The following is a 26,075-nucleotide window of genomic DNA, read 5'->3' on the forward strand; positions in this document are numbered from 1 at the left end:
ATGGGAGCATGAGGTGATGGAGCATCGATCTAATGTCCTCGCAATACATTCTTGCCCTCGATCTGGGAACCACCAGCGCGCGTGCCATCATTTTCGACGCTGAAGGCTCGACCGTGAGTCTCGCCCAGAAAGCCTACAGCCAAAACTACCCCAATCCTGGCTGGGTAGAGCAAGATCCCTTCGACCTCTCACAGACCCAGATTGCCGTTGCCCAACAGGCCCTCCAACAAGCCAACCTCACGGCTTCAGAGATAGCCGCCCTTGGCATTACCAATCAACGGGAAAGTACAGTGGTCTGGGACCGCGCCTCCGGTCAACCCATTTATCCGGCTATCATCTGGCAGGATCGCCGCACTGCGACGATGTGCGAGCAATGGAAAGCAGACGGCGTCGAAGACTTTGTCTGCGAACGCACCGGCCTTCATCTCGACCCCTATTTCAGCGCATCGAAACTGCGATGGATTTTAGATCGAGTTCCCAACGCTCAAGAGCGAGCCAAGCGCGGCGAGCTGGCCTTTGGCACGCTAGATTCTTGGCTGATCTGGTCTTTGACAAAAGGGCAGTATCACGTCACGGATGCAAGCAACGCATCGCGATCGCTCTTATTCAACCTCGACACGGGGACCTGGGATGACGAGTTGCTGCATTTGTTTAAGATTCCTCCCGCGATACTGCCTGCGATAGTCGAGAGTAGCGGGGCGATCGCAGCGGTAGCCGATCCTGAAGACCTTGCTGGAATTACGATCGCAGGGATTGCAGGCGATCAGCAAGCGGGGTTATTCGGGCAAACCTGTTTTGACGTCGGGAGCGTCAAAAATACCTACGGCACGGGTTGTTTCATGCTCATGAATACAGGGACGCGCCCCGTGATGAGCAAAAACCTACTCACGACCGTCGCTTGGCAAATCGACGGACAACTGGAATATGCCGTTGAAGGCGCTATCTTTACGGCAGGTGCCGCCATTCAGTGGCTTCAAGATGAATTGCAGTTGATCGAGGATGCCGAAGAGTGCGATCGCCTCGCAACCTCCGTACTCGATACAGGCGGGGTCTATTTCGTCCCGGCACTCACGGGCTTAGCCGCACCTTACTGGAACGCTCACGCGCGCGGAATGCTGTTGGGTCTCGCTCGCGGCACCAATCGCGCCCATATTTGTCGAGCAGCCCTAGAGGCGATCGCTTACCAAGTTGGCGATGCGATCGACTGTATGAAAAGCGATTCGGCCTTGCCCCTGAAGGAATTGCGCGTCGATGGCGGCGGGGCAAACTGCAACTTCCTGATGCAGCGACAGGCCGATATTCTAGGAATTTCGATCCTGCGACCGAAAACAACGGAAGCGACGGCCCTGGGGGCTGCATTTTTGGCCGGGTTGGGGGTTGGCTTCTGGCCCGATCGCGCCGCACTGCGATCGCTCTGGAAACCGCAGACCGCATTCCACCCCACCTTATCCCTGGCCGAACGCGAAACCGCGCTGCATCAATGGCGGCAGGCCGTGGCCCTCACATTGCAGTGGAAGTCGTGATGGCACGACGCCCGTGCCAAAGGCATAACCGATGGATCGAACCCAGGCCCTCCTTACCCTGAAGACCCACCCCACTCCCTTCGATATCGCGATCGTTGGCGGCGGGGCGACGGGGTTGGGAACTGCGGTCGATGCGGCCTCTCGCGGCCATACCGTCGCACTTATCGAACAGTCCGACTTTGCCAAAGGGACCTCCAGCCGGAGCACGAAATTAGTCCACGGTGGAGTGCGGTATCTGCGGCAGGGCAACCTCTCCCTCGTATTCGGCGCCCTGCGCGAACGCGGTTTGCTCTACCAAAATGCACCGCACTTGGTTCGCAACCGCTCCTTGATCGTTCCGATCTATCACTGGCCGGACGCGATCGCCTACGGGCTGGGATTGAAAGTCTACGATCGCCTCGCCGGATCGCGAAGCTTCGGTGCTTCGAAATGCCTGTCCCCCGAGGAAACGCTCCGACGGCTGCCGACCCTGAACCCTTCCCATCTCCTTGGCGGCGTGATGTACCATGACGGACAATTTGACGACGCGCGCCTAGCCGTCAACCTAGCCCAAACCGCAACAGAATTGGGGGCAGCAGTCGCGAATTATGTTGGCTGCATCGGGTTGGTCAAACAAGACGGACAGATTGTCGGCCTGCGGGCGCGAGACGCAGAAACAGGCGATGAATTCGATATCCCGGCAACCACCGTCATCAACGCCACGGGCGTCTTTGTCGATGCAGTGCGCCAAATGGACGACCCGGACGAGCCTGCCATCGTCAGTCCCAGTCAGGGCGTACACCTCGTCCTTCCCCGCGAATTTCTGCCAGGAGACGATGCCCTCTTGGTTCCTCAAACCGACGATGGGCGAGTTTTATTTGCAGTGCCCTGGCACGGACGGGTGGTTCTGGGTACGACAGATACCCCCGTCGCCCGAGTGACTCTAGAACCTCGCGCCCTGCCGGAAGAAACCGAATTTATCTTGAAACATGCAGCGCAGTATTTGACGCGAGCCCCTACCCCCAGCGATGTGCTCTCCGTATATGCCGGACTGCGCCCCCTCGTGCGTTCTGGCAAAATGCAACAGACCGCCTCCCTCTCGCGGGACCACCAAATCTCGGTCTCTGCATCGGGGTTGATTACCATTACGGGTGGGAAATGGACAACTTATCGCAAAATGGCCGAAGATGTCGTCGATCGAGCCGAACGGGCGGGCCATTTAAAGCGGTTATCCTGTCAAACTCGAACGCTGCAAATTCACGGCTGGACGGAAGCATCGATGCCAGAGAACAGTCTCTCTCCCTACGGCGCGGACGCCAAAGAAATTCAAGCTTTGGTCGATCGAAATCCCGACCTTGACAAACGGCTGCACCCCCAACTGGAGGTTCGGCCAGCCGAGGTGATTTGGCAGGTCCGCAACGAAATGGCCCGCCAAGTTGAGGATGTCTTGGCCAGACGAACGCGATCGCTTTTTCTCAATGCCAGCGCCAGTATTGAATGCGCGACCGTCGTCGCTCAGCTCATGGCCTCAGAATTGAACTGCGGGCAAGATTGGATAGAAGAGCAGGTGAAGCAGTATAGCGCGATCGCGCAGGGATATTGCCTGGGTTAAACGTCTTTAAAGGCACAGTCCTGCGCGAGAAGATCGCGCGATCGCACTTTGACAGCCGCCTGCACTTTAATAAAACGTAAAGTTGTCTTGCGAACAACTCAAGCTTTATTACTCGAAACCCCTCTACAGTGGAGAGCAAGAATCCAGTTATGCAACCAGGGAAAAATTTTGATGGCTGATACTGCAACTGCACCCTTTGCGGTTTGGTTAGTTCCCGCCCCGAGCGATCGCCGTTGGCTCTCAAAAGTGATTCAAGACTACGCGGTTGAGTACGATACGCCTGTTTTCGAACCCCATCTCACGCTCTATAGCGGAGACCTTCAGCCAGAAGATAATCTCGAGGAGATTGTGGCGGAGTCCGCCGCCACCGAATCCCCCATTACGCTTGAGATTATGGGGCTAGACTATGCCGAAAATTACTTCAGAACGGGATTTATTACCTTCGCCCCGAGCGATCGCCTCGCGCGGCTATCTCGCACCCTTCGCGATCGCCTATCTCATCCGAAGGAATATACCCTAGACCCCCACCTCAGCCTGATGTATAAAGACATTCCCATCGAGCAAAAACGGCTGGCCATGCTTCGATTTGTAGTATCCGTCCAGACCGTCACCTTCGATACGATCGAGGTTGTCATGCCGAGCGATCGGGGTTGGCTGGATGTGGCCCATTGGACGGAGCAGTTTCGATATAGCCTCGCACAGTCAGCGCCTGTGGGCTAGGGGAGGTTTAGGTCAGGTCCATTCCTTTGGCAGGTAGTAGCTCGTAACCAAGTTGCGCGTACTAAGTTGCGCGTAAGCATCTATCATTCAGAATCAGCCGCTACCTGATTTTCCTTGCGCAGGTAAGCTTCAATAAACGGATCGAGTTCGCCATCCATGACACTCTCAACCGCAGTGGTTTCCTCTCCCGTCCGCAAATCTTTGACCATTTGGTACGGATGAAACACGTAGTTGCGAATTTGAGTGCCCCAAGCTGCTTCAACAATATCGCCGCGGATATCGGCAATTTCTTTGGCGCGCTGCTCTTGGGCTACGATCAACAGCTTGGCCTTGAGGATGGCCATTGCCTTTTCTTTATTCTGAAGCTGCGATCGCTCCTGGGTGCAGCGCACGGCTAAACCCGTCGGGATGTGTACGATCCTGACCGCTGTCTCAACCTTATTGACGTTTTGGCCGCCCTTACCCCCAGCACGCGTCGTACTGATGTCTAAATCCTTATCGGGAATGTTAAGCTCGACATCGCGATCTAGCTCGGGCATCACCTCAACGCCCGCAAAGCTCGTCTGACGCTTGTCGTTGGCATTAAAAGGCGAAATCCGCACGAGTCGATGGGTTCCTTTCTCGGACTTCAGGTAGCCGTAGGCATAAAGCCCGGAGATTTCGATCGTGGCAGACTTAAGCCCCGCCTCATCCCCTTCTGAGATCTCGGCGAGATGAACTTGATATCCTTTCCGTTCCGCCCAACGTGTATACATGCGCAACAACATTTCTGCCCAGTCTTGAGCGTCAGTTCCGCCCGCACCCGCGTTGATGGTCAGCACCGCGCCGCTTTTGTCGTACGGGCCGGATAACAGCTGCTGCAATTCCCATCGATCGAGCTGATGGGCCAACTGCTTTAGGCTCGTTTCCGCTTCGTTCAAAAGCGCCGGGTCGTCCTCGGTCTCTAGAAGTTCCAAAACGGTCTTCGCGTCCTCGACCGTGGAGCGCCAACGCTTCAAACCGTCGAGGTGAGATTTAAGTTCGTTCAGCTCTTGCAGCGTTTTCTGGGCGATCTCGCGATCGTCCCAAAAGCTAGGCTGGGCCGCAACTTGTTCTAAGTCGCCAATCTTGGCATTGAGCGCGGGGACGTCAAAGATAGTCCTGGGTTTTACCCAGGCGCTCGGAGATTAGCTCGATATCCCGCTTTAAATCGACGACGTCCATAACTCGATCTCAAAAATCGCTAATGCTACTGAAAATAACGCGCAGCGCGACGCGCTCGATAAAGGACTTGCAGGGTCGCGCTAGCATCTTAAGAAATGCCACAAAATGGGTAGGCGTGCGGATAGCAGACGTCCAACCCGATCTTATCTCGAAACAATTAGACCTTGTTCAAATTGATGCCCGCTTGCCGGGCCAAAGCATCGATACCTTGGGTTTGCAACGTTTTGATCGCTTTAGTAGACAGGTGCAGCTTGACCCAACGCTTGCCTTCGGGCCACCAAATGCGCTTCCATTGCAGGTTAGCTTCTTGTAGTTTCTTGGTACGGCGATGGGAATGGGAAACCGCGAAGGCGTTATTGGCCTTTTTGCCGGTCAGTTGACATTTACGACTCATTGGAAATGCTCCGAGGATTTGTGAGATGGTGCGCTCTACTTTTGTCCGCTAAGCACAGCCAGCGTGCAAACCAGTGCTGAACCATTCTAATGCAGATTGGCTGCTGAAGGAGAAATTTATCCTTAGTTTTTGCAAGATTTGGACCCTCGACGGTTCGCTTTAGCAACGAGGGTCCGGGAAAATGCCGATCGCATCAGATCTCCTGCGATCGCTAGGCGCGATCGTCGCCAATGCCAAGCTGGTACTTGCTCTGTTCCAATTCCGACCACAGCACCTTAATCAAAGCAAAACATTCTTCAGGGGGAATCTTGCCGCCCGTCTCTAGCGCTGAAATCATGCTGACGTGATGGGCAAATTCCTGGAGGTTAGCGTTGAAGACTAGATTTTTAGGCTTTACCTGACCGTAGTAGGTGCTTTTTGGGGAGATGAAGTTAGAGATAAGAGCGTTCTGTGCCATTGGTTTCCCCCTTTGTGACAATTGAGGTGAATTTCATTAATTTCAATATAGAGCTGCATGGATGGAAGATGAATCGTATTAATACGGATCTCTAAAACTGTCTTTGAGACTCCTTTGTCATCAGACCCTAACTCAATTAACCTGCATTATTCACGAGGTGTATGAGGAGTTGTAAGTTTCACCAAAATTAGAGCAATAGGATGAGATGAAAAGCAAAAGTAGGCAAAAAGCGGTACAAATCAGCTCAAAAAGGCTAAAAACACCTATATTTCCGACAAATAGAGACAAGAATCCTATGACGGGCTTGGCCTACTCAAATTTGAGGGACTGGGACTGGGATAAGTTCCGAGAAATTTGATGCATCTCCTTGGCATAAGGGCAAAACGCAGCCAACTCCACCAGAATCCGTCGGGTAGAAACCGTTACCTTGGCAGCTCCTTTAATGAGCAACAACCGTAGGCGTTCCACCTGAGCCGTTGCCAGTTGTGTTCCATGGGCCGCTTGGCGAATTGCAAGCATCAAAATGTAAGCAGTTTGAGCCAAGAGCAGACGAAACTGATTGGCAATAAAGGTGCTGCAACTGAGACGATCTGCTTTGATGCCGAGTTTGAGTTCTTTAATGCGATGCTCGCTGTCGCCGCCGCGTTGAACGTAGAAGTGGTCGTACAATTCTTGGGACGGTTGCTCCAGATTGGTCACCACAAATCGAGGATTGGGGCCTTTGTCGAGCCATTCTGCCTTCATGACTAATCGTCTGGGTTCATCCCATGTCCGTGCCGCATAATAGACATCGTCAAACAAGCGAGCCTTTGGCTGGGTTTGGATGTGTTGCAATCTTGCACGTTCGAGCAAATCGGCAATTTTACGATCCAATACCGCATTGCGGATAAGCGCAGCACGTTACCATGCATCCAAATCTTGGCTCCTTTGCGCGGTGGAATGATGGCTTTTGCCCCTCGCTGTTGAATGTCTTCATAGCAAGTTCGGGTGTCATAGGCACCATCGGCTGAGACTGGTTCAATCTCGTCTTCAATTTGCTCGAGCAGCATTGGCAGAACTTCACAGTCTGCGGTGTTATTGCCACTGGCGACCACCGCTAAAATTTCTCCGGTGGCTTCATCCAGGGCTAAATGCAATTTGCGCCAAGTGCGACGTTTGCTCACCCCATGCTGTCGGGTTTTCCATTCTCCTTCCCCATAAACTTTAACCCCTGTCGAATCAATCACTACATGACGGGGCGGAAGGTGGCCGGAGGAAGCTTCCCCCGGCACACTTCCTTCTTTAGCGCTCAGATGCACGGGGATGTCAATCTCTAAGGTTTTCATCCGTCGAGACAGCGTGCTGTGGTCGGGCACGGCTAAGGTAATGTGCATCAGTTGGAAGACCGATTCGATGAAGCCTTCGACTTGACGTCCGGCCCACCGATAAATGGATTTGAGGGTTACCATGACTTCAATGGCCGTAATACTCAGACCAGTTGCGGATGCGGTATTGCGTTTTCATGAACCTGGGTTTGGGTTTGGCGATTCAAACCTATCATGATTTCTCCCGCCCGCAACTCCCTATTCATGCAACAAAGCCGTTGCCATTCACAAAGTAGCCAAAATCTCGTCCGGGCAGTACGATACTTTCAGTCTAAGTTGCCTTATGTATCGCATCTATAAATATTTGGGCCGATGGACGGCACACATGGGTAAGCGATTTTTACTAGCCACCGCTCAATTTGAGGTCGTTATTCCTAGTTCAAAAAGCTAGCCTTTGTTAAAACGGAAGCACATGCGGACGGCTTGGTGCGGAGCGATCGCCTTTCAGTAGTGAAACCTTTGCAAAGGCGATCGCCCTTCTTTACGGACAGGCGATCTCGCAAAATTGTGGCGATCGATTCTGATGATAAAGTTGAGACACTTCGGAGTTTTTACGCCTAACAGGAAAACTGCCATGAGTATTGTTCAAGTTCAAATTCCCGATTCGCTACACAAAAGTCTGTCCGATCTTGCTATTCGTGACGGAATTTCTATCGATCAGTTTATATCTACTGCTATTGCAGAAAAAATCTCTGCTTTAATGACAGAAAATTATCTTAGCGATCGGGCTAAAAGAGGCGATCGAGCAAAGTATGAAGCAATCTTAGCAAAAGTTCCTGATGTGGAGCCAGAAGAATATGACAGGATACCGAATGTCTAACCAGCTTGTTGCACGTCGACCGTGTTGAGTTTCTTCATTAAGTCCGAAAATTTGCTGGCGGCGGGTGAACGACGGGAACGTTCCTAGCTCAAAAGGCTAGCCTCAAGTATCTAGGGATTGGGAGATCGTAAGGGCTTGGGTGATGCAACCGAAGATTGCGATCGCAGACGAGCTTTTTTCACACTCTAATTTTGCCGATCAGAGCACGATGATCTGATACTCCTGAAGGCCCCGCAATAACCCAATCGACCTGAATATCTTTACTCAGGAAAATATGGTCGATTGGGATTTTGATGAACTGAAACAGCCAATGGGTGGAGGCAAAAACTTTTGTATGGGTTCCATAGTACCAGGTTGGATGAAGTCCATGCCCTAGAGAAGCACTATATAAACCCGAACGTTGAACAAATTCATGCAAATAAAACGACCATGAGGTTGTGTTAAAGTCACCCATAACGATCGTAGAAGATGACTGTTGTTTCGCGTAATCTGCGAGCGATCGCAGCACCTGATTGCGACGGTTGAAGTGGTCGATGGTTTGCGGTGCGGGAGGACGCAGGACGATTACCTGAACGGGTCTGCCTTGAATATCCAGCGTTGCGAAAAGACTTTGGTGCAGAGAATTTAGGTTATCCGTTCTGGCTTCAATCATTCTGTAGCGGCTGAATAAGCTGAGATTTCCCCCTGTCGATCGATAGTAATGGGGATAAATATCTCGAACGCGCTTCCACAAATCAGTAGCTTGCTCCTTATAAGGTTCCACTAATCCAAAGATGTCGGCTGGGTTCGCTCTGACTAATTGTTCGACAGCTAATGTATTCCAGAGTTGATAGTTCACGTTATAAGTCATGACGGTTACTGGAATACGACTGGATTGGGGCTGGCCGAAGTTGGGCCTATACCAGCCTAAAATGGATTGAGCGTAGAAAATTAGAGCGATTGAGAGAACACCTAGTAACCTTCGCTTTCGTCGTAAGGATTTAACTGAAAGGAGAATGCTGAACAACAGTAGGGTTGCGCCAGCAAACCATAAGTAGGCAGTTCCTAGAATCTCGAAGAACCAAAATTTGTACCACCAAGCAGTCGATAAGCTTAATCCCAGTAGTAGAACTGTGGTTAACCAGAGAATAATACCCAAAAGATTCGTGTAGCTAAATTTCTGCATGTATAAATCGGAGAATAGGGATGCCGCACTCACGGAATAAAATGTGCCTTAATGAGGGGAAAGCATCAGCGTAATACGGAAAGACTTTTGCGATCCACCCGATTTGGGTTTATGGGTTGGTCGCCCTTCACAAAGTAGCCAAAATCTCGGCCAGGCGGTACGATACTTTCAGTCTAAGTTGCTTTATGTATCGTGTCTAATACATATTTGGGCCGATGGATGGCACACACGGGTAAGCGATTTTTACTAGCCACCGCTCAATTTGAGGCCGTTATTTCTAGCTCAAAAAGCTAGCCTTCATCAAAATGAGAGAACGTGCGGACTTTTGTTGCGGAGCGATCGCCCTACCAGTCATGGAGCCTTTGCAACTACGATTGATCGCTTTTTTGACGTTTTTTAACTAAATAAAGATAATCATGGCAGAATTTTGGAAACTGACCAGAGGTCGATGATTCATTATGCCAAATTTCAAAGTATAATGAATGTGGATCATCAACCACATCCCTAAGTAGTTATGACACTTGAAAATCTTGAAGCTGAACTCCTTTCACTTCCTAGGAACTCTCAAGCAACCCTACTGTCTCGGCTTTTGGGACACTTAGGACAAAGCAATGAAATCGATCGAGAAGTCGCTGCTGTCTGGATTGAAGAGGCTGCACAGCGCGATCAGGCAATGGATGACGGACAAGTTGCTGGAGTTCCTGCTGAACGAGTGTTCCAACGAATTCGCACGTCCTTACAATGAGAACCGTTGTCTTTCATCCGCTGGCAGAACAAGAGTTAATTGATGCAGTAGCTTATTACGAAGAACAAAGACTTGGGTTGGGGTTAGAGTATCTAGAAGAAATAGAAAATGCAGTAAATTTTCTCGCCAGATATCCTGAAGCTGGCCCCAAGGTACGAGGCTTTGTTCACCGCCTAACATTACCCAAGTTTCCATACTCTTTGCTGTACCGTATGGTAGAAGATGAAAAACTTCGTATCTTGGCAGTAGCGCATCATAAACGTAAACCTCAACACTGGATTGAACGAGATCGGTCATAAAGCCTTTGCAAATTCGATATCTTTAGTTGTTATTAACAGATGAATGACTCTCCGCAAAGCTACTCAGATCTGTGATTCAGTCAAAATACGGACTCTTGGTGCAGAGCGATCGCCCTTTAGTGGTAGAGCATTTGCAAGGCGATCGCCCTCCTTTTAATTAGCGTAAAAGTATTGAAAAAGAAAGCTTATGACTCAACCTCCGTTACCCCAACCGCAGCTAGAGCCAACTGGCATTACATTCGAGCAGTACGATGCGTATACTCCCGAAAAGCTAGAGCTATGGGATGGTTTCTACGACTATGGCGGGCAAGACCGGAAAGGGTTTCATCTTGCTGTATTGACCAATATGGGTTTGCGAGCAGCCGTCCGCGAAGTCCCGCTTTCGCTCTGGCTAGAGGCGATCCAAGAAGTTGCTTTACAAAATCCTAAGCTTGACTTCAATGATGAGACGGGATCAGCCATGCTCAATCGATTGAACCGAGGTTTAGAAGATTTGAATGCTGTTGCGCAATACTTATCGGAATCAGGCGAATAGCGATCGCTGAGGGGCCGCCTTATCGAAGCACCTCCATACCCTGACAAAATATTTTCTAGTCGGAGAATAGAAAAACCAACGTCCGCTTGACAGGAGAATCGAACACACTTTATATTATTTTATAACAAACGTTCGATATCTTATTTTGTCTAAGGGAGCTGTTTGATATGCGCAGAAAATTAAAGGGCGATCGCCCTGTGTCTATCCAACCGTGGCAGAATGCGGTTGATACGATTCTTCTACAACGCCAAGTAAATGCCCAAAATTGTTGACCGCGATCGGTACCGCAAAGAACTGCTTGGTAAAAGCTTTCATCTGTTTGCACAGCAGGGATACGCCGCGATCGCGATGCGTCAACTTGCTGAAGGATTGGGGGTTTCGACGGGAACCTTGTATCACTATTTCCCTAGCAAACAGGCCATCTTCGAACAGATGATGTTGGAGCGGATCGAGCATAGCCTTCGTACATTTGACGCCGATCTCACACACCTCCCCAGCCTCAAAGCCAAAATCGTCGCTGTCTTTCAATTCTTCCAGCGTGAAGAAAAGGAAGCCATGGACGAACTTCTTCTCTGTGTCGAATTCTATCAACATCAACAACGCGAGGGTCAAACCAACAGCATCATTCAACAGTTCTACCAGCGCCTCAAACCCGAAGCAATGCAACTGTTAGGCATCCAAGATGAAACGCTGCTGCAATTCTTATTTAGCATCATCGATGGCTTACTTTTGGCCCACATCTACGGCGCAACCATCGACTGGATGGCCCAGGCCGAACTCATCAGCGCCACGATCGAAAGCTATCTTCCGCGATCCGAAACCCGTTAAGCCATTTGTCGCTTTAAGTGCCGATGAAACTACCGTATCCTATCCTTAAAAATCCCTGGCTTCTGGGCGCTGCGGTCGGCGCGATCGCCCTCACGGGCAGTACTGCTTTCTATTCGCTTTCTTTCCGTCCCACGCAGTCCGCTAGTCCAGAATTGGCTTCCCCTCCTCCGAGCAGAATCTCAGCCCTCGGTCGCCTGGAACCGGAAGCGGAAATCCTCCAACTCGCACCTCCCAGTTCCCTCGAAAACGATCGCCTGCTGGAACTGCGGGTCAAAGATGGCGATACTGTCAAAGCTGGTGAGATTGTAGCGGTGCTGGATTCCCGCGATCGCCTTCAGGATGAACTCCAGCAAGCCCAAGCACAAGTTGCGATCGCCCAAGCCAAGCTCGCTCAAGTCAGAGCGGGGGCTAAAGCCGGAGAAATTTCGGCGCAGGCATCCCAGGTCGAACGCCTCCAGTCCCAACGCCAAGGCGATCTGATGGCGCAACGCGCAGCGATCGCAAAACTCAAAGCCCAATTGCAGGGCGATCGCAATGCCCAACAGGCGACCCTCAAACGCTTGACCGCCGAACTTCGCAATGCCCAAGTGGAATACGATCGCTACCGGAAACTTCAGGCAGCAGGGGCGATCGCTCTATCGTCCCTAGATAGCAAACGCTTGGCGGTCGATACGCTCCAAGAGCAAGTCAACGAGGCCCGAGCCATCCTTACGCGAACCGATACCACCGCCGACCGCCAATTGAGCGAACTTCAAGCCATCCTCGCCCGCACGGCGAACACCGGAAGTAGCGAGATTGACGAAGCCAAAGCGAATCTGGATCGGGTTGCCGAAGTGCGTCCCGTCGATATCCAAGCAGCTCAAGCCGAATTGGTGAACGCCAAAGCTGCCCTCAAACGCGCTCAGACCGCCCTCGAAAAGTCCTACATCCGTGCCCCGATCGCTGGGCAGGTGTTGCGGATCCGTACCCGTGCGGGGGAAAAGCCTTCGGACGATGGCATCATCGACCTCGCTCAGACCAAACAAATGATCGTCATCGCGGAGGTTTATCAAACCGATATCGCGAAGGTAAAACCGGGACAGACGGTGACAGTTACAGGACAGGCATTTTCTGGCGAATTGCAAGGCAAGGTTTACCGGATCGGTCAGCAAGTCAATCCCCAGACGATTTATAACAACCAACCAGGTGAAAACCTAGATCGGCGCATCATTGAAGTGAAAGTCCAGCTCGATCCAACATCGCGCCAGAAAGTCGCCGGATTGACCTACCTCCAGGTGCAAACCATAATTCAACTCGATCCCAAAACCCAACTCGATCCCAAAACCGCAATTTCTCGTTTGAAGTAAAGCATAACGAACATTCGATTAAAATTAGGAGACCCGCCATGAAGTTACAGAACAAACCACTCCAGCCCAATTCCCTGCAACAGCTCGCTCCCGACCTGTGGATTGCGAATCAGCCGCTGCGGTTTTTGGGGTTGTCGGTGGGGACGCGGATGACGGTAATCCGGTTAGCAGATGGTCGATTGGTCGTCATTTCGCCGATCGCATTGACACCGGAACTCACGACCCAACTCGATCGCCTGGGTTCTATTGCCTACCAGATTGCGCCCAATCGCTACCACCATCTGTTTGCCCAAGCCTTCCAGCAGCAGTATCCTCAAGCAGAGTTTTGGGGTGCGATCGGTCTTCAGGAAAAGCGCCCGGATTTGAAGATTGAACATGTTATTACCGCTGAGGTAGGAGAAATTGGGACAGACATTCTCTATCGCCAATTTCTTGGCCTCAGTGTTCCTGGAACCACTCTCTCTGGCTTGGGCAAGCCCGACCCGATTAATGAAGTTGTGTTCTACCACAAACCCAGTCGCACTCTGATTATCACGGATATTGCCTTCCATTTCGATGAAACGAACGCCTGGGAAACAAGGCTGGTAGGGAAACTCATCGGCGGTTATAAAGCGCTCCAGCCCACATTACTAGAGAAATGGTATTTAACCGATCGTGCCCTAGTAGAGCGATCGATTCGGGCTGTGTTGGAGTGGGATTTCGATCGCGTCATTATGGCCCACGGTTCTATTATTGAAACCAATGGTAAAGCCATGCTGAAGGCGGGTTACGAGTGGCTACTGGATAAGCAATTAGATTAGGTGATTTCTGGGAAAAAACTTACCGCTGGCTTCGACTTCGCTCAGCCAGCTAGAGACTAGAGATTGCGCCCTGAGCGCGTTGCCCTGAGCCTGTCGAAGGGGAGTCGAAGGGTACAATCTCGGCTGGTAAAACCTTTGTAGGAATTCACCTTAATTGTTCAGGAACTTGCATTATGCTGCGAAAACTACTCAAGAAAACGCCCCTGGCGTGGATGCAGTTATCCAAACAAAAAACGCGGTTGTTAGTTGCAGTCTCGGGAATTGCGTTTGCGGATCTGTTGATGTTTATCCAAATGGGGTTTGAGGGAGCACTGTACGACTCTGCCATGAGTCCCTACAAAAACCTCCAAGCCGACTTAGCGATCGCCAATCCCCAATTCCAAACCCTATTCGCCGTCCGCAGTTCGCCCCGCGATCGCCTCTACCAAACCCTCGCCCATCCCCAAGTGAAGGCAGTCACGCCCCTTTATATCGCCTCCGGTCAATGGCGCAATCCCGAGACTCTTCAACCGAGGACAATTCTGGTTTGGGGTATCGATCCGGGCACTCAGGTGTTTAAGCTTCCTGAAGTAACGCAGAACCTCGATCGCATTAAGCAGCTCGATCGGGTGCTATTCGATCGGGCGGGGCGACCGGAGTATGGCCCGATTGCGGATCTCCTCGCCAAACAATCGCGGCTGGACGTGCAAATCAATCGTCAGAACGTGCAAGTTGCAGGGTTATTTACGATCGGTTCATCCTTTGCCGCCGATGGCAATGCGATCGCCAGCGATTCGACCTTCCTCAGACTATTTCCCGATCGCCGTCCCGACCAGATTGAGGCGGGTTTGATCCAGTTAAAGCCGGGAGCGAATGTGCAGCGCGTGAAAGCGGAGTTGGATCGGGTATTGCCGGACGATGTGAAGGTTCTGACACCGGAGGAATGGGCTCTGATCGAGCAAACCTACTGGGCTAATGGGACAGGAATTGGTTTTATTTTCACCTTGGGCGTTCTGATGGGGTTCATCGTGGGCATTATCATCGTGTATCAAATTCTGTACTCCGATGTTACCGATCACTTGGCAGAATATGCCACGTTGAAAGCGATGGGGTATACCGATAACTACTTGCTGATGATGCTGGGTCAGGAAGCATTAATTCTGGCTTGTTTTGGCTTCTTGCCGAGTTTGATTTTAGCGACGGGGTTATATCAATTGACCTATGCTGCAACGCTTTTACCGATCGCCATGAAGGTAGAGCGAGCCGTGACGGTGTTTGTTCTGACGATTATCATGTGCGGTGTTTCGGGAGCGATCGCCATGCGCAAGCTGCGATCGGCGGATCCGGCGGATATTTTTTAGGGGTTGGGACTCATGGAACCTGTTATTTCAGCTCAAAATCTCAACTACTATTTCGGATCTGGCGATCTGCGCAAGCAGGCACTATTCGATGTGAACTTGGAGATTCAGGCGGGTGAAATCATCATTATGACTGGCCCTTCTGGATCTGGGAAAACGACGCTATTGACGTTGTTTGGCGGACTCCGTTCGGCTCAGGAAGGCAGCTTAAAGATTTTGGGCGAGGAACTTCGCGGTGCGGGGAAGTCCCAATTAGCAAGTCTCCGCAAACATATCGGCTATATTTTTCAGGCCCATAATTTAATGACGTTTTTGACGGCTCAACGCAATGTGCGGATGGCGCTGGAGTTACACGATCGTTTTCTGGAGCAGGATCTAAATGCGATCGCCACCCAAATGCTAGAGTCTGTGGGCTTGGGCGATCGCGTGCAGTATTACCCAGAGAACCTTTCGGGTGGGCAAAAGCAACGGGTGGCGATCGCGAGGGCTTTAGTGACGCAACCGAAGATCGTGCTGGCGGATGAGCCGACGGCGGCTTTGGATAAGAAGTCAGGGCGCGAGGTGGTGGAGCTGATGCAGAAGTTAGCGAAGGAGCAACGCTGTACGATTTTAATCGTGACCCACGACAATCGGATTTTGGATATCGCCGATCGCATTGTTTATATGGAAGATGGTCGTTTGGTTAGTCAAGATAAAGAAGCGGCTTTAGCGTTGCATCCATAGCGGATTCAGGACTTGGCATTGTTCTAGATACGGAAAATCTATCATTAGCTGTAAAATTTAAGAGGCAACGCTTGAAAATCCTTTAGATCCTAGCAATTGTGGAACGCCAGACCAGAAACGACAAGTCTCAGGCGAGCTTTAGCACAGAGGTTGAGCTAAAACCGGAAAACGAAAAAATTCTATGTCCTCATTGTCAACGCACTGCAACGAATGGACTTAAATGCAAAGGAATTTGTGTTGCCGACAATGACTATTAGGGAGCCGTTAAATTGACTTAAGGGCGGGCAATGCTTTCAGAAACAATCGGAGGTTAAGCATTTGGAGCAGGTGCAGCAGGAGAATATGTTAGGCAAACGGATATTGTGGAGATTAGATTAAGATTGAATGGGGAAATGTTGAAAACTTTGCCAATATTATCAGCCTATATAGCCAAATTAGTTAAATTGATGGACAGCCATCCGCCCATTTAGAGTTAGACTTTCTCTGTGCACATGCCTTTAGAAGAGATAGACTCAACGCAACGCAACATTTTATTTTTTAATAGTTTTTATCCTAAAAATGAACCAAGATCACTTAAATAATCTGAGTAAAGGCAAAGATTTTTGGAATAAATGGCGAAAACATAATTCGGATATAGAACCTGACTTTAAAGAATCTCAGTTAACTGATATGGATTCGCATTTGGTCGCTCCCTTAATGCGGAGAAATTTAAGAGGCTATGATTTAAGTGGAGCTAACTTTTGGCGAGCAAATCTCAGAGCCGTAGATTTCTCTGAAGCAAATTTATCTGAAGCACATCTTAATCAGGCAAATTTGGAGGAAGCCGATCTAACTGGAGCCAATTTGCAGCGTTCTTGGATTGAAGAAGCTAATTTGTGCAAAGCCTTGCTTCATAAAGCTAATTTAAGTTCAGCTGAGCTTTGGGGATCAAATTTATCTAAAGCAGATTGTAGCGATGCCTTTTTTTGTAATACAAATCTTGGTGCTTCTGACCTGTTTAAGGCGAATTTTAGTAATACCTGTTTACGAGAGTCCAACCTTATGGGTGCGCGGCTTGTAGAAACTAACTTCGAAAATGCAGATCTTGAAGGTAGCTCTGTTTGGGGAGTGTCTGCTTGGGACTTAAATTTAAAGGGTGCCATACAATCGAATTTAATTGTCACACCTCAAGACAGAGCTGTTATCTCAGTAGATGACCTTGAAATTGCTCAATTTATTTATATACTACTGAGTAATCAGAAAATTCGCAAAGTTATTGATACGATTACATCAAAGGTTGTATTGATACTTGGACGCTTTACACCTGAGAGAAAAGCTATTCTAGATACTCTTCGTGAAGAACTTCGCAGCAGAAATTATTTATCAGTGGTTTTTGATTTTGAGAAACCTTCCGAGCGAGATTTGACTGAAACTGTTTCTACTCTTGCTCATCTTTCCAGATTTGTGATTGCAGATATTACAGATGCGAAGAGCATACCTCAAGAACTTCAACGGATAGTGCCTTCTTTACCTTCACTTCCAATTCAGCCAATCATCCTTGATTCACAGCATGAATATTCTATGTTTCAAGACTTTGGGGCTTATTCATCTGTTTTGCCACCCTATCGTTATCGATGTATAAAAGAATTATTAGTTTCCCTTGATGAGAAAGTTATTGCTCCAGCATTAAAACGGGCACAGGAAATTGCCGAACGACGTAGAGCATTCGAAGCTAATCTCAAGTAATGTTTGAATTACTTGTTGAGATGTTGTCAATAATCGTATTGGCGCGGACTGATTGAAGATCTCGATGTGGCTACGAAGAGCACTGACAGCCGCTCAACACGAACGTCATTCCTAGCTCAAAAACTAGCCTTAGGATCGAGGATTAAATAACCTCCAGAATATAGGAAGCGTGATAGCTTGAAGATCCTTTCCTTATCTGTTTTTAGATGAATCCCTACCCCTTCGCTATTGAGCAGCAAATGCAACGGCTTTACAAGTCCTTAAATGAAAAGGATCGTCGTCGTTATGGGGCCATCGAAGCTGCGAAACTGGGATGGGGTGGAATATCGTACATTAGCGCTCTGTTTGGGTGTGATTATTACACGATTCGATTGGGGCTATCAGAGTTAGATGATTTAGTGGCCATGAATCAGGCGGGGATTCGGGCAAAAGGCGGGGGACGCAAATCAGCCTTTGAGACCGTCGAGGGACTGGATGAAGTCTTTATTGAGGTGCTAGAGGCGCACACCGCAGGGTCGCCGATGGATGAGGGGCAGAAATGGACAAATCTCAAGCGTCAAGAGATTGCTCAGTTGATCGAAGTTGACGGAAAAGCCATCAGCGTTACCCTCGTTGACCAATTGCTTAAAAAGCATCATTATCGCAAACGCAAAGCTCAGAAACGACTGTCTACAGGAGAAACCGCCCATCGTAACGAACAGTTTGAAAACATCAGGAATCTTAGAAAAACCTATCAAGACTCAGGTCATCCGGTTTTAAGCATGGACACTAAAAAAAAGAGTTGATTGGACTCCTGTATCGAGAGGGTCGTTTGTATACCCAACAAGAGATTCAGGTGCTTGACCATGATTGGCCATCCCTGGCAGAGGGGGTTGCCATTCCCCATGGACTATACGACTTAGACCTGAACATCGGCTATGTGCAGATTGGGGTCAGTCATGACACGGGAGAGTTTGCCTGTGACTCGATTCGCTACTGGTGGAATCATTACGGTTCCATGGAGTATCCGAAGGCCAGTTCTATTTTGATCCTCTGTGATGGAGGCGGGTCTAACAGTTCACGCCACTATCTGTTTAAGCAAGATTTACAGACATTGGTCAATGAATTGGGGATTGAGATTCGCATTGCCCACTATCCACCGTATACCTCAAAACACAATCCCATTGAGCATCGTCTGTTCCCTCATCTGACACGGGTGTGTGAAGGTGTCATTTTTGAGTCGGTGGAAACTGTTAAAGATTTGATGGGTAAAGCCAAGACGAAAACGGGTCTGAAGGTCTTGGCGACGGTATTAGATAAGGTGTATCAAACGGGGCGAAAAGTCACCCAGGCGTTTAAGGAATCAATGGAAATCGTTTTTGATGCTTACCTGCCAAAATGGAATTACACCGCCAAGCCTCAAAAAGCTTAATTCTGGAGGTTATTTAATCCACGATCCTTAGTCAAAATGCGGACGCTTGGTGCAGAGCGATCGCCCTTCCCGTCGTAAAGCCCTTGCAAATACGGACGCTTGGTGCGCAGCTATCGCCCTTCTTTACGGACAGACGATCGCAGCAAAATTGTAGTAATCGACTTCAAGACGGAGCCTTTTCCGAGAAAACTCATACAGTTACTGTTTGAAGCAATTTTAAAATGTTCCTTAACGGCCAAGAATATGCTGTAAAAGCGATTAAAGTAAGAATCTCAGGCACCCGATCGACGTCTGTTCGGTGTATTGCGATCGCCCAGCCTTATGTCTCCAACTTTAAGCATCACGCTACTCGGAGGATTCTCCCTGACCTACTGCGATCGCCCCGTCGCAGAACTCACGGGCGGGCGATCGCAAGCCCTATTGGCCTATCTCGTCCTGCATCGCCACACGCCTCAACCCCGACAGCGGATTGCCTTTCAACTGTGGCCAGAATCGACCGACGATCGAGCGCGGGCTAACCTGCGGAAAGAACTCAGTCGTTTGCGCCAAGCCTTGCCCGACCCAGACGCCTTTCTGCGAGTGGATAACAAAACGCTGCAATGGCGACCCGATGGAAACTTCAATTCGGATGCGGTTGAGTTTGAAGCAATCGTAAAAGCAGCAGAACGAGCTACAGATAAAAGTGCTATCCAAACTCACTTAGAACAAGCGCTGGCATTATATCGCGGCGATTTGTTACCCGATTTTGACGATGAGTGGATCGTCGCCGAACGGGAACGCTTGTACCAGATCCGCATTCGAGCCTTAGTACAACTGATTAATCTGCTAGAAGAGCAGCAGGATTATCCCACTGCGTTGACTTATACCCAACAACTGTTGTGGGCGGATGCGTTAAATGAAGCGACTTATGTTGCACTAATGCGGCTGTACGGGTCGAACGGCGATCGCGCTAAGGCATTGCAGGTTTACCATCAGTGCATGACGACGCTCCGCGAGGAGTTGGGCATCGATCCCAGTGCCAGCACTCGTCAGCTTTACGAGCAATTGTTGCGAGAAGACGATGGGCCTGAAGGGCCTTCGCGCCGCGTCTCCAGCGGAGAATCGCGCCGCGATTCCAATCCCCTATCGCCCTCTTTATCGCCCCTATCGCCGCGACAATCTCCGGCATCGCCATCCCCTTTGGTGGGTCGCGAGCCAGAATGGGCCTCTATTCAGCAGTGGGCCAGCGCGGTGCTGCGTCAGGAGCGCCGTGAGAATATCGGGCATGGGGTAATGGATGCCGAATCCACGGTGCTGTTGCTGGCGGGAGAGCCTGGAATTGGCAAAACTCGGTTACTGGAAGAATTACAAGCATTCGCCCAGTCCAATCGCGCCCAAATCCTTTGGGGTCGAGGTTTTGCTGCTGAGACGATGCGTCCCTACGGCATCTGGACGGATGCTTTGCGGGCTGCGGCGATCGCTGCAACAGTCAATCTTCCACCCGCATTAGGATTCCTGCTGCCAGAATTGGGGCAACCGTCCTCAGCACCGCCCGATCCGAGTCATTTATTCGATGCGGTGGTGCAACTGCTAATGCAATGGGCGAATCAAGCCCCGTTGCTGGTCATTCTGGACGATATCCAATGGATCGATGAAGCCTCATCGGCCTTGCTCCATTACGCGATTCGATTGCTGCGTCCTTTCCCTGTTTTGTTTGCGTTGGCGGCCCGTACCCAGGAACTAACGGAGAATGCGGCGATTTCGCGAGTGATGCAGGCCCTCCGGCGAGAGCAGCGGTTGCAGTCCCTGGAATTGCCAGCGCTCGATCGCGAACAAACAGCAGATCTGATGCGCCAGACTCACAAGCTCGAACCATCCAGCTTATCTCTGGCCGTTGTGAATCAAGTCTTTATCGACAGCGGTGGCAATCCCCTCTTTGCTCTGGAAATTGCTCGCTCGCTCGGTCAGAATCAGTCCGGCCATGCCCACACCCTCGAAGCCCTGATTGGCGATCGCCTCCACCAATTGGACGAAGCCACCCGCGAAATTCTCCCTTGGGCCGCCGCCTTGGGCCGTAGCTTTAAAGCCTCCACAGTAGCGGAAGTGGCCGAATACCCCGCGATTAAATTGCTCGCCGCCATCGAGCAGTTGGAAAAACAGGCGATCGTTCGCTCTGGCAGCGCTCTGGAAGATGAAATGGGGTATGACTTCGCCCATGATATTGTGCGGCAGGTCGTCTATCGGCAAATCTCCGAACCCCGCCGTCAGTTGATTCATCGCCAGATTGCTCGTAAACTGCACCAACAGGCAACTCCAGACCAGGCTTTAGCCAGCGATATTGCTTATCATGCTGCCTTGGGGGGCGATCGCGCCTTAGCTACCTCTGCGGCCTTAGCTGCCGCCGAACGATGCCTGAAATTATTTGCCTATGCTGAAGCCTTAGAACTAGCTCAGCAGGGCATCCAGCATTGTCAATTCCTCGATCCGCCTAACCGCATTCTCTCTCACGCTAGCTTGCTCCGAGTGCAGGCGCTGGCCGGGGTGACGGGCGATCGCGCCGCGCAAATAGAGCGCGAAGGGCAGCAATTGATTCGGGAATCCAAGGCGTTGCAGATCAACGAGGCAGAAGTTATCGCTATTGAAGCGCTGATCGTTTTGCAGTTCGATCGCAGCGATTTTATAGGGGTTCACGAGCAAACCCTGCGTGCCTTAGAAGCCAGTCAAATGACCAGTCCAGTCATGACAGCGCGCGTGCTGGCCTATAGCGGTTCCTGTTTGGCGGAAATTGGCCGAGATTTGATCCGGGCCGAGGCGTTGCTCCTAGAAGCGCAGTCGTTGGCCGAGCGGGTCGGCGTGGAGCTTTACGATATTTTCAGCGGGCTGGGATGCGTCCATCGCCATTACGGTCGCTATGACGAGGCGCGATCGCTCCTAAAACAGGCATGGCGGCTCACCCAGGCCCAACAAGAGCACTGGCGCGAATGTACCTATCTCGGCTACTTAGCCGCGATAGAGCTGGAGACGGGCAATCCGATCGCCGCCTTGCCTTACTGCGATGAAATCTCGACGATAGCCGCCAAAATTCAAGGGGAGGGCAGCGAAGCAGCGGTGGCTGCGGCTTTAGCGGCATTGGCTCGCTATCAGTTGGGTCAACCCAATGCAGAGGCAGAGTTGACTGAGGCGATCGCCACACTACAACAGGTCGATGCGAAACGAATACTGGCTTATGTGTTGACTGGCGCAGCAGAAGTCGATTTAAGCTGCGATCGCCTAGCGTTAGCTGTAAATCGCGCCGAGGCCGCTCTCAAAAATGCTCAGATCGTCAACCACCCGAGTGCAATTGCGCTGAGTTGGGCCATTCTGATTCAGGGATTGTTAATGGTAGGCGAACGACAACAAGCTACCGATCGACTTGAACAGCTTCAACAGACCATACAACAAAACGATCTGAGTTATCGATCTCAGTCCGCTGTCGAGCGAGTCGTCCAGCAAATGCCAGTGAGTGCCGCGTCTAAGCGTAAGTCATCCAAACAATCTTAAATCACCACAGGGAGGTTTTTTATGTCTCTTGTCATTGTGGAAACCCTTTCAGACTCGCCGCTAAACCTAGAAGAGTTGACCGATCCGCACAATCCAGTTTTGGATTGTTTGGCCGCACGCAATGCGACCTGGCGTTATTCGCTACTGTCGAGCGATCGCCATCGGATGATCTGCACCTTTGAGGCTCCCGATGCGGAAGCAGTGCGAGAATCCTATCGCAAAGGCGGCGGTTTCTTTAGTCGCATTTGGGCGGGAGAGCTAATTCTGCCAGAGGGCGACCCGCCGCCGCGCGATGATGCCAATCTGAAGGTATTTGAGGCAACTTTCCCCAATGGATTAACCGAGGAGCAGTGGGACGAGGCCAATCGGCAGGTTCTCCCTTGTTACGCCGAACGCGGTGTTGAGTGGGTGCAATCGTACGTGTCGTGTGATCGCACCCGCGTTGTTTGCGAACTCAATGCGCCCGATGCGGAAGTCATCCGAGAAGCTCATCGTAAATTCGATATTCCTTGCGATCGCATTTGGTCGGCAATGGTGCTCAAACCTTAGAATTAAAACTTTGCCTTATAATCGAGTCAGGACACACGCTAGAGGCGATCGCCATGCTAAGCGCGGAGACAAAATTCTTTTCATTCGAGGAATTCCTCGCCTGGAACGATGGGCGATCTGATACCAAATTCGAGTTGCGCCAAGGAATTCCAATGCCAGTTGTTGAGCCGAATGCGAATCATGAAGATGTGATTGCAATGCTCTGCATGTATTTAATAAACTTCTGCCAAGCCTCTGATTTACCCTATGTCCCGCGCCAGAATAAACAGATTCGCCTGAAACTGGATGCCAACCAACGAGAATCCAGTCGCTATGGCGATATTGTAGTGTTTGCCCAAGATGAATGGCAGCGCATGAAACAATTGGGCATTTCGGCAGCCGCTTACATTCCGCCGCCACTCGTCATTGAAGTTGTTAGCACCAATTGGCGGGATGATTACCGAACCAAGGTTGATGAATACGAAGCCTTGGGCGTTGCCGAGTATTGGATTGTTGACTATGCTGGACTGGGAGGAATGCAATACATCGGAATGCCCAAACAGCCTACCTTGACGGTTCTAGAATCGATCGACGGAGAATATCGGCAACAGTTATTTCGCGGTAGCGATCGCATTATTTCTCCTACTTTTCCAACCTTAGCGCTCACAGCAGCAGAAGTGTTTGCCTTTGGAGGTTGAGGCGTTATGTTTCTGCGATCGCGTTCCACATCTGAAGCCAGGGGTTTTACGACGATTCCGATAACGCGCGCTCTAGCGTGAGGGGGGAAACGCCCTGGGGTCGCCATACTGAGTCAGCCGAAAGCCGCGAGCCGCAAAGGTATCTCTGACCCGATCGCTCAGCAGCGCCTCGAGTTCCTTCTCGCCCGCGCCGGGGGTGCCGTTGTGCGGTTCTCCGGGAATGGCGATCGCCGGATGCGCGTAGATTTCAATACACTCGGCCTGAATCTGAGGAATTAATCCCGCTAAATAATCTTCTGTTATTTCGCCCGTCTTCAGCAACCCATACACCCTTTGGGCGCAGTGAATGCCAGCCCGCCGCAGCTTAGGTTCTCTCCTGCGCCGCAGTTGGCCGAAAATCCACCACCCGACTGCTTTGTCAAACCAACGGGTCGAATCCAACTTGAGGGTGAAGTTCAGCTCTTCAAAGGGCAATCGGATCGCCCGAATCTCAAATTCCGGGGCCAGATCGATCAAAATATCCAGCACTACGGGATGGGCGTGCAGGTGTAAGTGCCCGTCAACATGGGACATCTTCAATCCAGACTGCCGAAATCGTTCCAGTTGAGCGCGAATTTCTAGCCGCAGTTCTTGCCGCGCGGCAGGGCAGAACTGATACTTCAGCCCTGCTTTAGCCGGATCGTTCGGGAAATTTCCCCCCGCATCCACGAGATGGGGAATTTGCGCGGCGGGCAATGCCGCGCGACCGCAGACTAAAACCAGATGCAACCCTACGCCGAGGGTGGGATGTTGCCGGGCCAGGGCGATCGCCGCTTCTGCCTCCGCACCCGTCACCATGAGGCTCGTACTGGTCAGCACGCCTTCCCGATGGGCCTTAACGATGGCCTGATTTACCCCGACCGAAAAGCCAAAGTCATCCCCGTTCACGATGGCGAAACGCTGGGATGTCGGAGATTCGGAGTCCATTGCTCCCGGACTGGTAGCTGAAGTTGCGTTCAAGATAGAGCGTCCTGTAGATCGGCTATTCTGGCTTAAAGACGAGGGCCGGATCGAGGGCGATCGCCTTTTGAATGGCAAAGATCGCCGAACCGGAACACATGACGAGGGTCAGACCGAACACTGCCGCCGCGCTGACGGGAGTCACTAAAATCTGAATGGCTTGGGTCTGCTGCGTCCATACCCCTAAGCCCATGCTCATGCCGATTCCAGGAATATAGCCCAACAGTGCCATCCACAGCGCCTGCTCTAAAATAATGCGGTAGAGAACCGTCCGAGATGCGCCCATGGCCTTGAGGGTGGCATACTCGCTCAGGTGGCGCGCCACGGAAGCATACAAAACTTGGCTGACAATGACCGTCCCCACGGCGATCGCCACCACCGCGCCCAGACCCAGCACGAAAGTAACGCCCGTATTGTTAAGCCAATAGATCTGCGTGAGGGTGGAGAGTTCGGCTTGGGTATAGACCTGCGTGTCCGGTAGCGCTGCTTTGAGCCGTTTCTGAAGCTGGGGGAGATTTTGTCCCGCCCGCGCCCGCACTAAAACCGCCGTAATGCCGTCCGCATCCGATAGCTGGGGCAGATCTTTCGTCTGGGCTAGCTCGGGCTGCGCCGACGCTTTGACAAAAGCCGCCCCATTCTCCAGGGAAGTAAATAAAAACGGATCGGATACCATTGAGCGCAACCCTGACGTGAACCCGATCACCTCGACCCGGCGATCGCCAATTTTCGCACCGTCGCCCACTTTCGCAATATTCAAAAATCGGGCATCCGAGCGGTTGAGTACGGCTGCGTAGGGATGCCAAATTGCATCGAGCCGACCGTCTAGGAGCGGATTCAGGGCAAAGAATTGCGAATTTCTCTCAAAGCCAATGACCGTCGCGGGAGCGATGGGTTGGGTAGACTGCTGCCACACCACGCCCTGAAAAATAAACGCCTCAGCTCGGTCTACGCCGGGTACCTTTTTAGCTTCGGCCAGCCGTCCGTAGGGAATCGGTAAGGTTAAATCGAGTTGCTGAAGTTTCGAAGAAACCACCCAAATGTCGGCCTTGGCGCGATCGACGATGAGACTGGTGGATCGGGTAAATCCGTAAAACAAGCCAACCTGGACCGTGACCAAGCCGACGGAGAATGCGATTCCAGCCTGGGCGATCGCGAAGGGGATGAAATCGTGAAAGAGCGTTTTGCGGGCGATGGAAACCATAGGCGCGGGAAAACGAGGAAAAAGGCCCGTTAAAGAATGCTGATGGGAAGCGCTCCAAAAAAACGAACGTTTAGTTGGGCGTCCTATAGTCTACCCTCTAGAGAGAGTGCAAAAGGATTTGTCAACTATAAAAAGTTAGATCTG

The 26,075-nt window shown here is 51.1% G+C and carries 22 protein-coding genes and 3 pseudogenes; 17 read left to right on the forward strand and 8 right to left on the reverse strand.

The features are described 5' to 3' along the window. The first annotated feature begins 32 nt into the window (after nt 1-32). From glpK to R6H26_RS13655, 3 genes are all read left to right on the forward strand, one after another. Complete coding sequence (gene glpK / locus R6H26_RS13645; protein ID WP_404791030.1) at nt 33-1,523, forward strand: glycerol kinase GlpK; 1,491 nt, start codon at nt 33-35, stop codon at nt 1,521-1,523. 31 nt (nt 1,524-1,554) lie between these two features. Further along, nucleotides 1,555-3,114 carry a glycerol-3-phosphate dehydrogenase/oxidase gene (locus R6H26_RS13650; protein ID WP_404791032.1) on the forward strand — a complete coding sequence of 520 codons (1,560 nt, stop codon included), beginning with the start codon at nt 1,555-1,557 and terminating at the stop codon, nt 3,112-3,114. A gap of 171 nt (nt 3,115-3,285) precedes the next feature. Beyond that, nucleotides 3,286-3,834, forward strand: a complete 549-nt coding sequence (locus R6H26_RS13655; protein WP_404791034.1) for a 2'-5' RNA ligase family protein — start codon at nt 3,286-3,288, stop codon at nt 3,832-3,834. An 83-nt stretch (nt 3,835-3,917) separates the two neighbouring features. Here the strand turns inward: R6H26_RS13655 and prfB are convergent. The 5 genes and pseudogenes from prfB to R6H26_RS13680 all read right to left on the reverse strand — a co-directional run. Then, a protein-coding gene (gene prfB, locus R6H26_RS13660; RefSeq protein WP_404791036.1) for a peptide chain release factor 2 occupies nt 3,918-5,037 on the reverse strand; the annotation gives its coding sequence in 2 pieces (ribosomal slippage) (nt 3,918-4,964 and nt 4,966-5,037; 1,119 coding nt in all). 157 nt (nt 5,038-5,194) lie between these two features. Further along, the gene (gene rpmB, locus R6H26_RS13665) at nt 5,195-5,431 is read right to left on the reverse strand and encodes a 50S ribosomal protein L28 (protein ID WP_404791038.1); all 237 of its coding nucleotides are present in this window, start codon (nt 5,429-5,431) and stop codon (nt 5,195-5,197) included. A gap of 211 nt (nt 5,432-5,642) precedes the next feature. Next, entirely contained in the window at nt 5,643-5,888 is a 246-nt protein-coding gene (locus R6H26_RS13670; RefSeq protein WP_404791039.1) for a hypothetical protein, read from the reverse strand. Nucleotides 5,889-6,197: 309 nt separating this feature from the next. Then, nucleotides 6,198-6,770 (reverse strand): annotated as a pseudogene (locus tag R6H26_RS13675) (transposase); the annotation flags it as partial. Nucleotides 6,771-6,787: 17 nt separating this feature from the next. After that, nucleotides 6,788-7,357: pseudogene (locus R6H26_RS13680) on the reverse strand (IS5 family transposase); the annotation flags it as partial. Nucleotides 7,358-7,826: 469 nt separating this feature from the next. Here R6H26_RS13680 and R6H26_RS13685 point away from each other — a divergent pair. Continuing rightward, nucleotides 7,827-8,072, forward strand: a complete 246-nt coding sequence (locus R6H26_RS13685) for a toxin-antitoxin system HicB family antitoxin (protein ID WP_404791041.1) — start codon at nt 7,827-7,829, stop codon at nt 8,070-8,072. 178 nt (nt 8,073-8,250) lie between these two features. Here the strand turns inward: R6H26_RS13685 and R6H26_RS13690 are convergent, their stop codons facing one another. Further along, nucleotides 8,251-8,922 (reverse strand): endonuclease/exonuclease/phosphatase family protein, encoded by a 672-nt coding sequence (locus tag R6H26_RS13690; protein WP_404791043.1) that lies wholly within the window; start codon nt 8,920-8,922, stop codon nt 8,251-8,253. Nucleotides 8,923-9,751: 829 nt separating this feature from the next. On the opposite strand from R6H26_RS13690, the gene R6H26_RS13695 reads away from it, so the two are divergent. The 13 genes and pseudogenes from R6H26_RS13695 to R6H26_RS13755 all read left to right on the forward strand — a co-directional run bounded on the left by R6H26_RS13695 (nt 9,752) and on the right by R6H26_RS13755 (nt 23,731). Continuing rightward, nucleotides 9,752-9,982, forward strand: a complete 231-nt coding sequence (locus R6H26_RS13695; RefSeq protein WP_404791045.1) for an addiction module protein — start codon at nt 9,752-9,754, stop codon at nt 9,980-9,982. Further along, nucleotides 9,979-10,281: a type II toxin-antitoxin system RelE/ParE family toxin gene (locus tag R6H26_RS13700; RefSeq protein WP_404791047.1), complete on the forward strand. Its 303-nt coding sequence runs from the start codon at nt 9,979-9,981 to the stop codon at nt 10,279-10,281. Before R6H26_RS13695 ends, R6H26_RS13700 begins: the two co-directional genes overlap by 4 nt. 187 nt (nt 10,282-10,468) lie before the next feature. Then, on the forward strand, nt 10,469-10,816 hold the full coding sequence (locus R6H26_RS13705; protein WP_404791049.1) for a hypothetical protein: 348 nt from the start codon (nt 10,469-10,471) through the stop codon (nt 10,814-10,816). A gap of 255 nt (nt 10,817-11,071) precedes the next feature. After that, nucleotides 11,072-11,644, forward strand: a complete 573-nt coding sequence (locus tag R6H26_RS13710) for a TetR/AcrR family transcriptional regulator (protein ID WP_404791051.1) — start codon at nt 11,072-11,074, stop codon at nt 11,642-11,644. A 23-nt stretch (nt 11,645-11,667) separates the two neighbouring features. Continuing rightward, the gene (locus tag R6H26_RS13715; RefSeq protein ID WP_404791052.1) at nt 11,668-12,990 is read left to right on the forward strand and encodes an HlyD family efflux transporter periplasmic adaptor subunit; all 1,323 of its coding nucleotides are present in this window, start codon (nt 11,668-11,670) and stop codon (nt 12,988-12,990) included. Nucleotides 12,991-13,028: 38 nt separating this feature from the next. Then, nucleotides 13,029-13,790, forward strand: a complete 762-nt coding sequence (locus tag R6H26_RS13720) for a DUF4336 domain-containing protein (RefSeq protein WP_404791053.1) — start codon at nt 13,029-13,031, stop codon at nt 13,788-13,790. 173 nt (nt 13,791-13,963) lie between these two features. Next, nucleotides 13,964-15,130, forward strand: coding sequence for an ABC transporter permease DevC (gene devC / locus R6H26_RS13725; protein WP_404791054.1), 1,167 nt, complete (start codon nt 13,964-13,966; stop codon nt 15,128-15,130). Nucleotides 15,131-15,142: 12 nt separating this feature from the next. Then, nucleotides 15,143-15,850 carry a DevA family ABC transporter ATP-binding protein gene (locus R6H26_RS13730; RefSeq protein WP_404791056.1) on the forward strand — a complete coding sequence of 236 codons (708 nt, stop codon included), beginning with the start codon at nt 15,143-15,145 and terminating at the stop codon, nt 15,848-15,850. 558 nt (nt 15,851-16,408) lie between these two features. Next, nucleotides 16,409-17,575, forward strand: coding sequence for a pentapeptide repeat-containing protein (locus R6H26_RS13735; RefSeq protein WP_404791058.1), 1,167 nt, complete (start codon nt 16,409-16,411; stop codon nt 17,573-17,575). Nucleotides 17,576-18,096: 521 nt separating this feature from the next. Further along, a pseudogene (locus R6H26_RS13740) lies at nt 18,097-18,986 on the forward strand (ISAzo13 family transposase). A gap of 321 nt (nt 18,987-19,307) precedes the next feature. Beyond that, nucleotides 19,308-22,505, forward strand: a complete 3,198-nt coding sequence (locus R6H26_RS13745; protein WP_404791060.1) for an ATP-binding protein — start codon at nt 19,308-19,310, stop codon at nt 22,503-22,505. Nucleotides 22,506-22,526: 21 nt separating this feature from the next. After that, nucleotides 22,527-23,054, forward strand: coding sequence for a DUF4242 domain-containing protein (locus tag R6H26_RS13750; protein ID WP_404791062.1), 528 nt, complete (start codon nt 22,527-22,529; stop codon nt 23,052-23,054). Between the two features lie 53 nt (nt 23,055-23,107). After that, complete coding sequence (locus R6H26_RS13755) at nt 23,108-23,731, forward strand: Uma2 family endonuclease (RefSeq protein WP_404791064.1); 624 nt, start codon at nt 23,108-23,110, stop codon at nt 23,729-23,731. A gap of 72 nt (nt 23,732-23,803) precedes the next feature. On the opposite strand, the gene hpnK is transcribed toward R6H26_RS13755, so the two are convergent. Together hpnK and R6H26_RS13765 are read right to left on the reverse strand one after the other, a co-directional pair. After that, nucleotides 23,804-24,730 (reverse strand): hopanoid biosynthesis-associated protein HpnK, encoded by a 927-nt coding sequence (hpnK, locus tag R6H26_RS13760; RefSeq protein WP_404791066.1) that lies wholly within the window; start codon nt 24,728-24,730, stop codon nt 23,804-23,806. Nucleotides 24,731-24,752: 22 nt separating this feature from the next. Then, the gene (locus R6H26_RS13765) at nt 24,753-25,931 is read right to left on the reverse strand and encodes an ABC transporter permease (RefSeq protein WP_404791068.1); all 1,179 of its coding nucleotides are present in this window, start codon (nt 25,929-25,931) and stop codon (nt 24,753-24,755) included. Nucleotides 25,932-26,075 lie beyond the last annotated feature (144 nt).

This window comes from Altericista sp. CCNU0014, from assembly GCF_044923475.1.
Classification (GTDB): domain Bacteria; phylum Cyanobacteriota; class Cyanobacteriia; order Thermosynechococcales; family Thermosynechococcaceae; genus JAAURS01.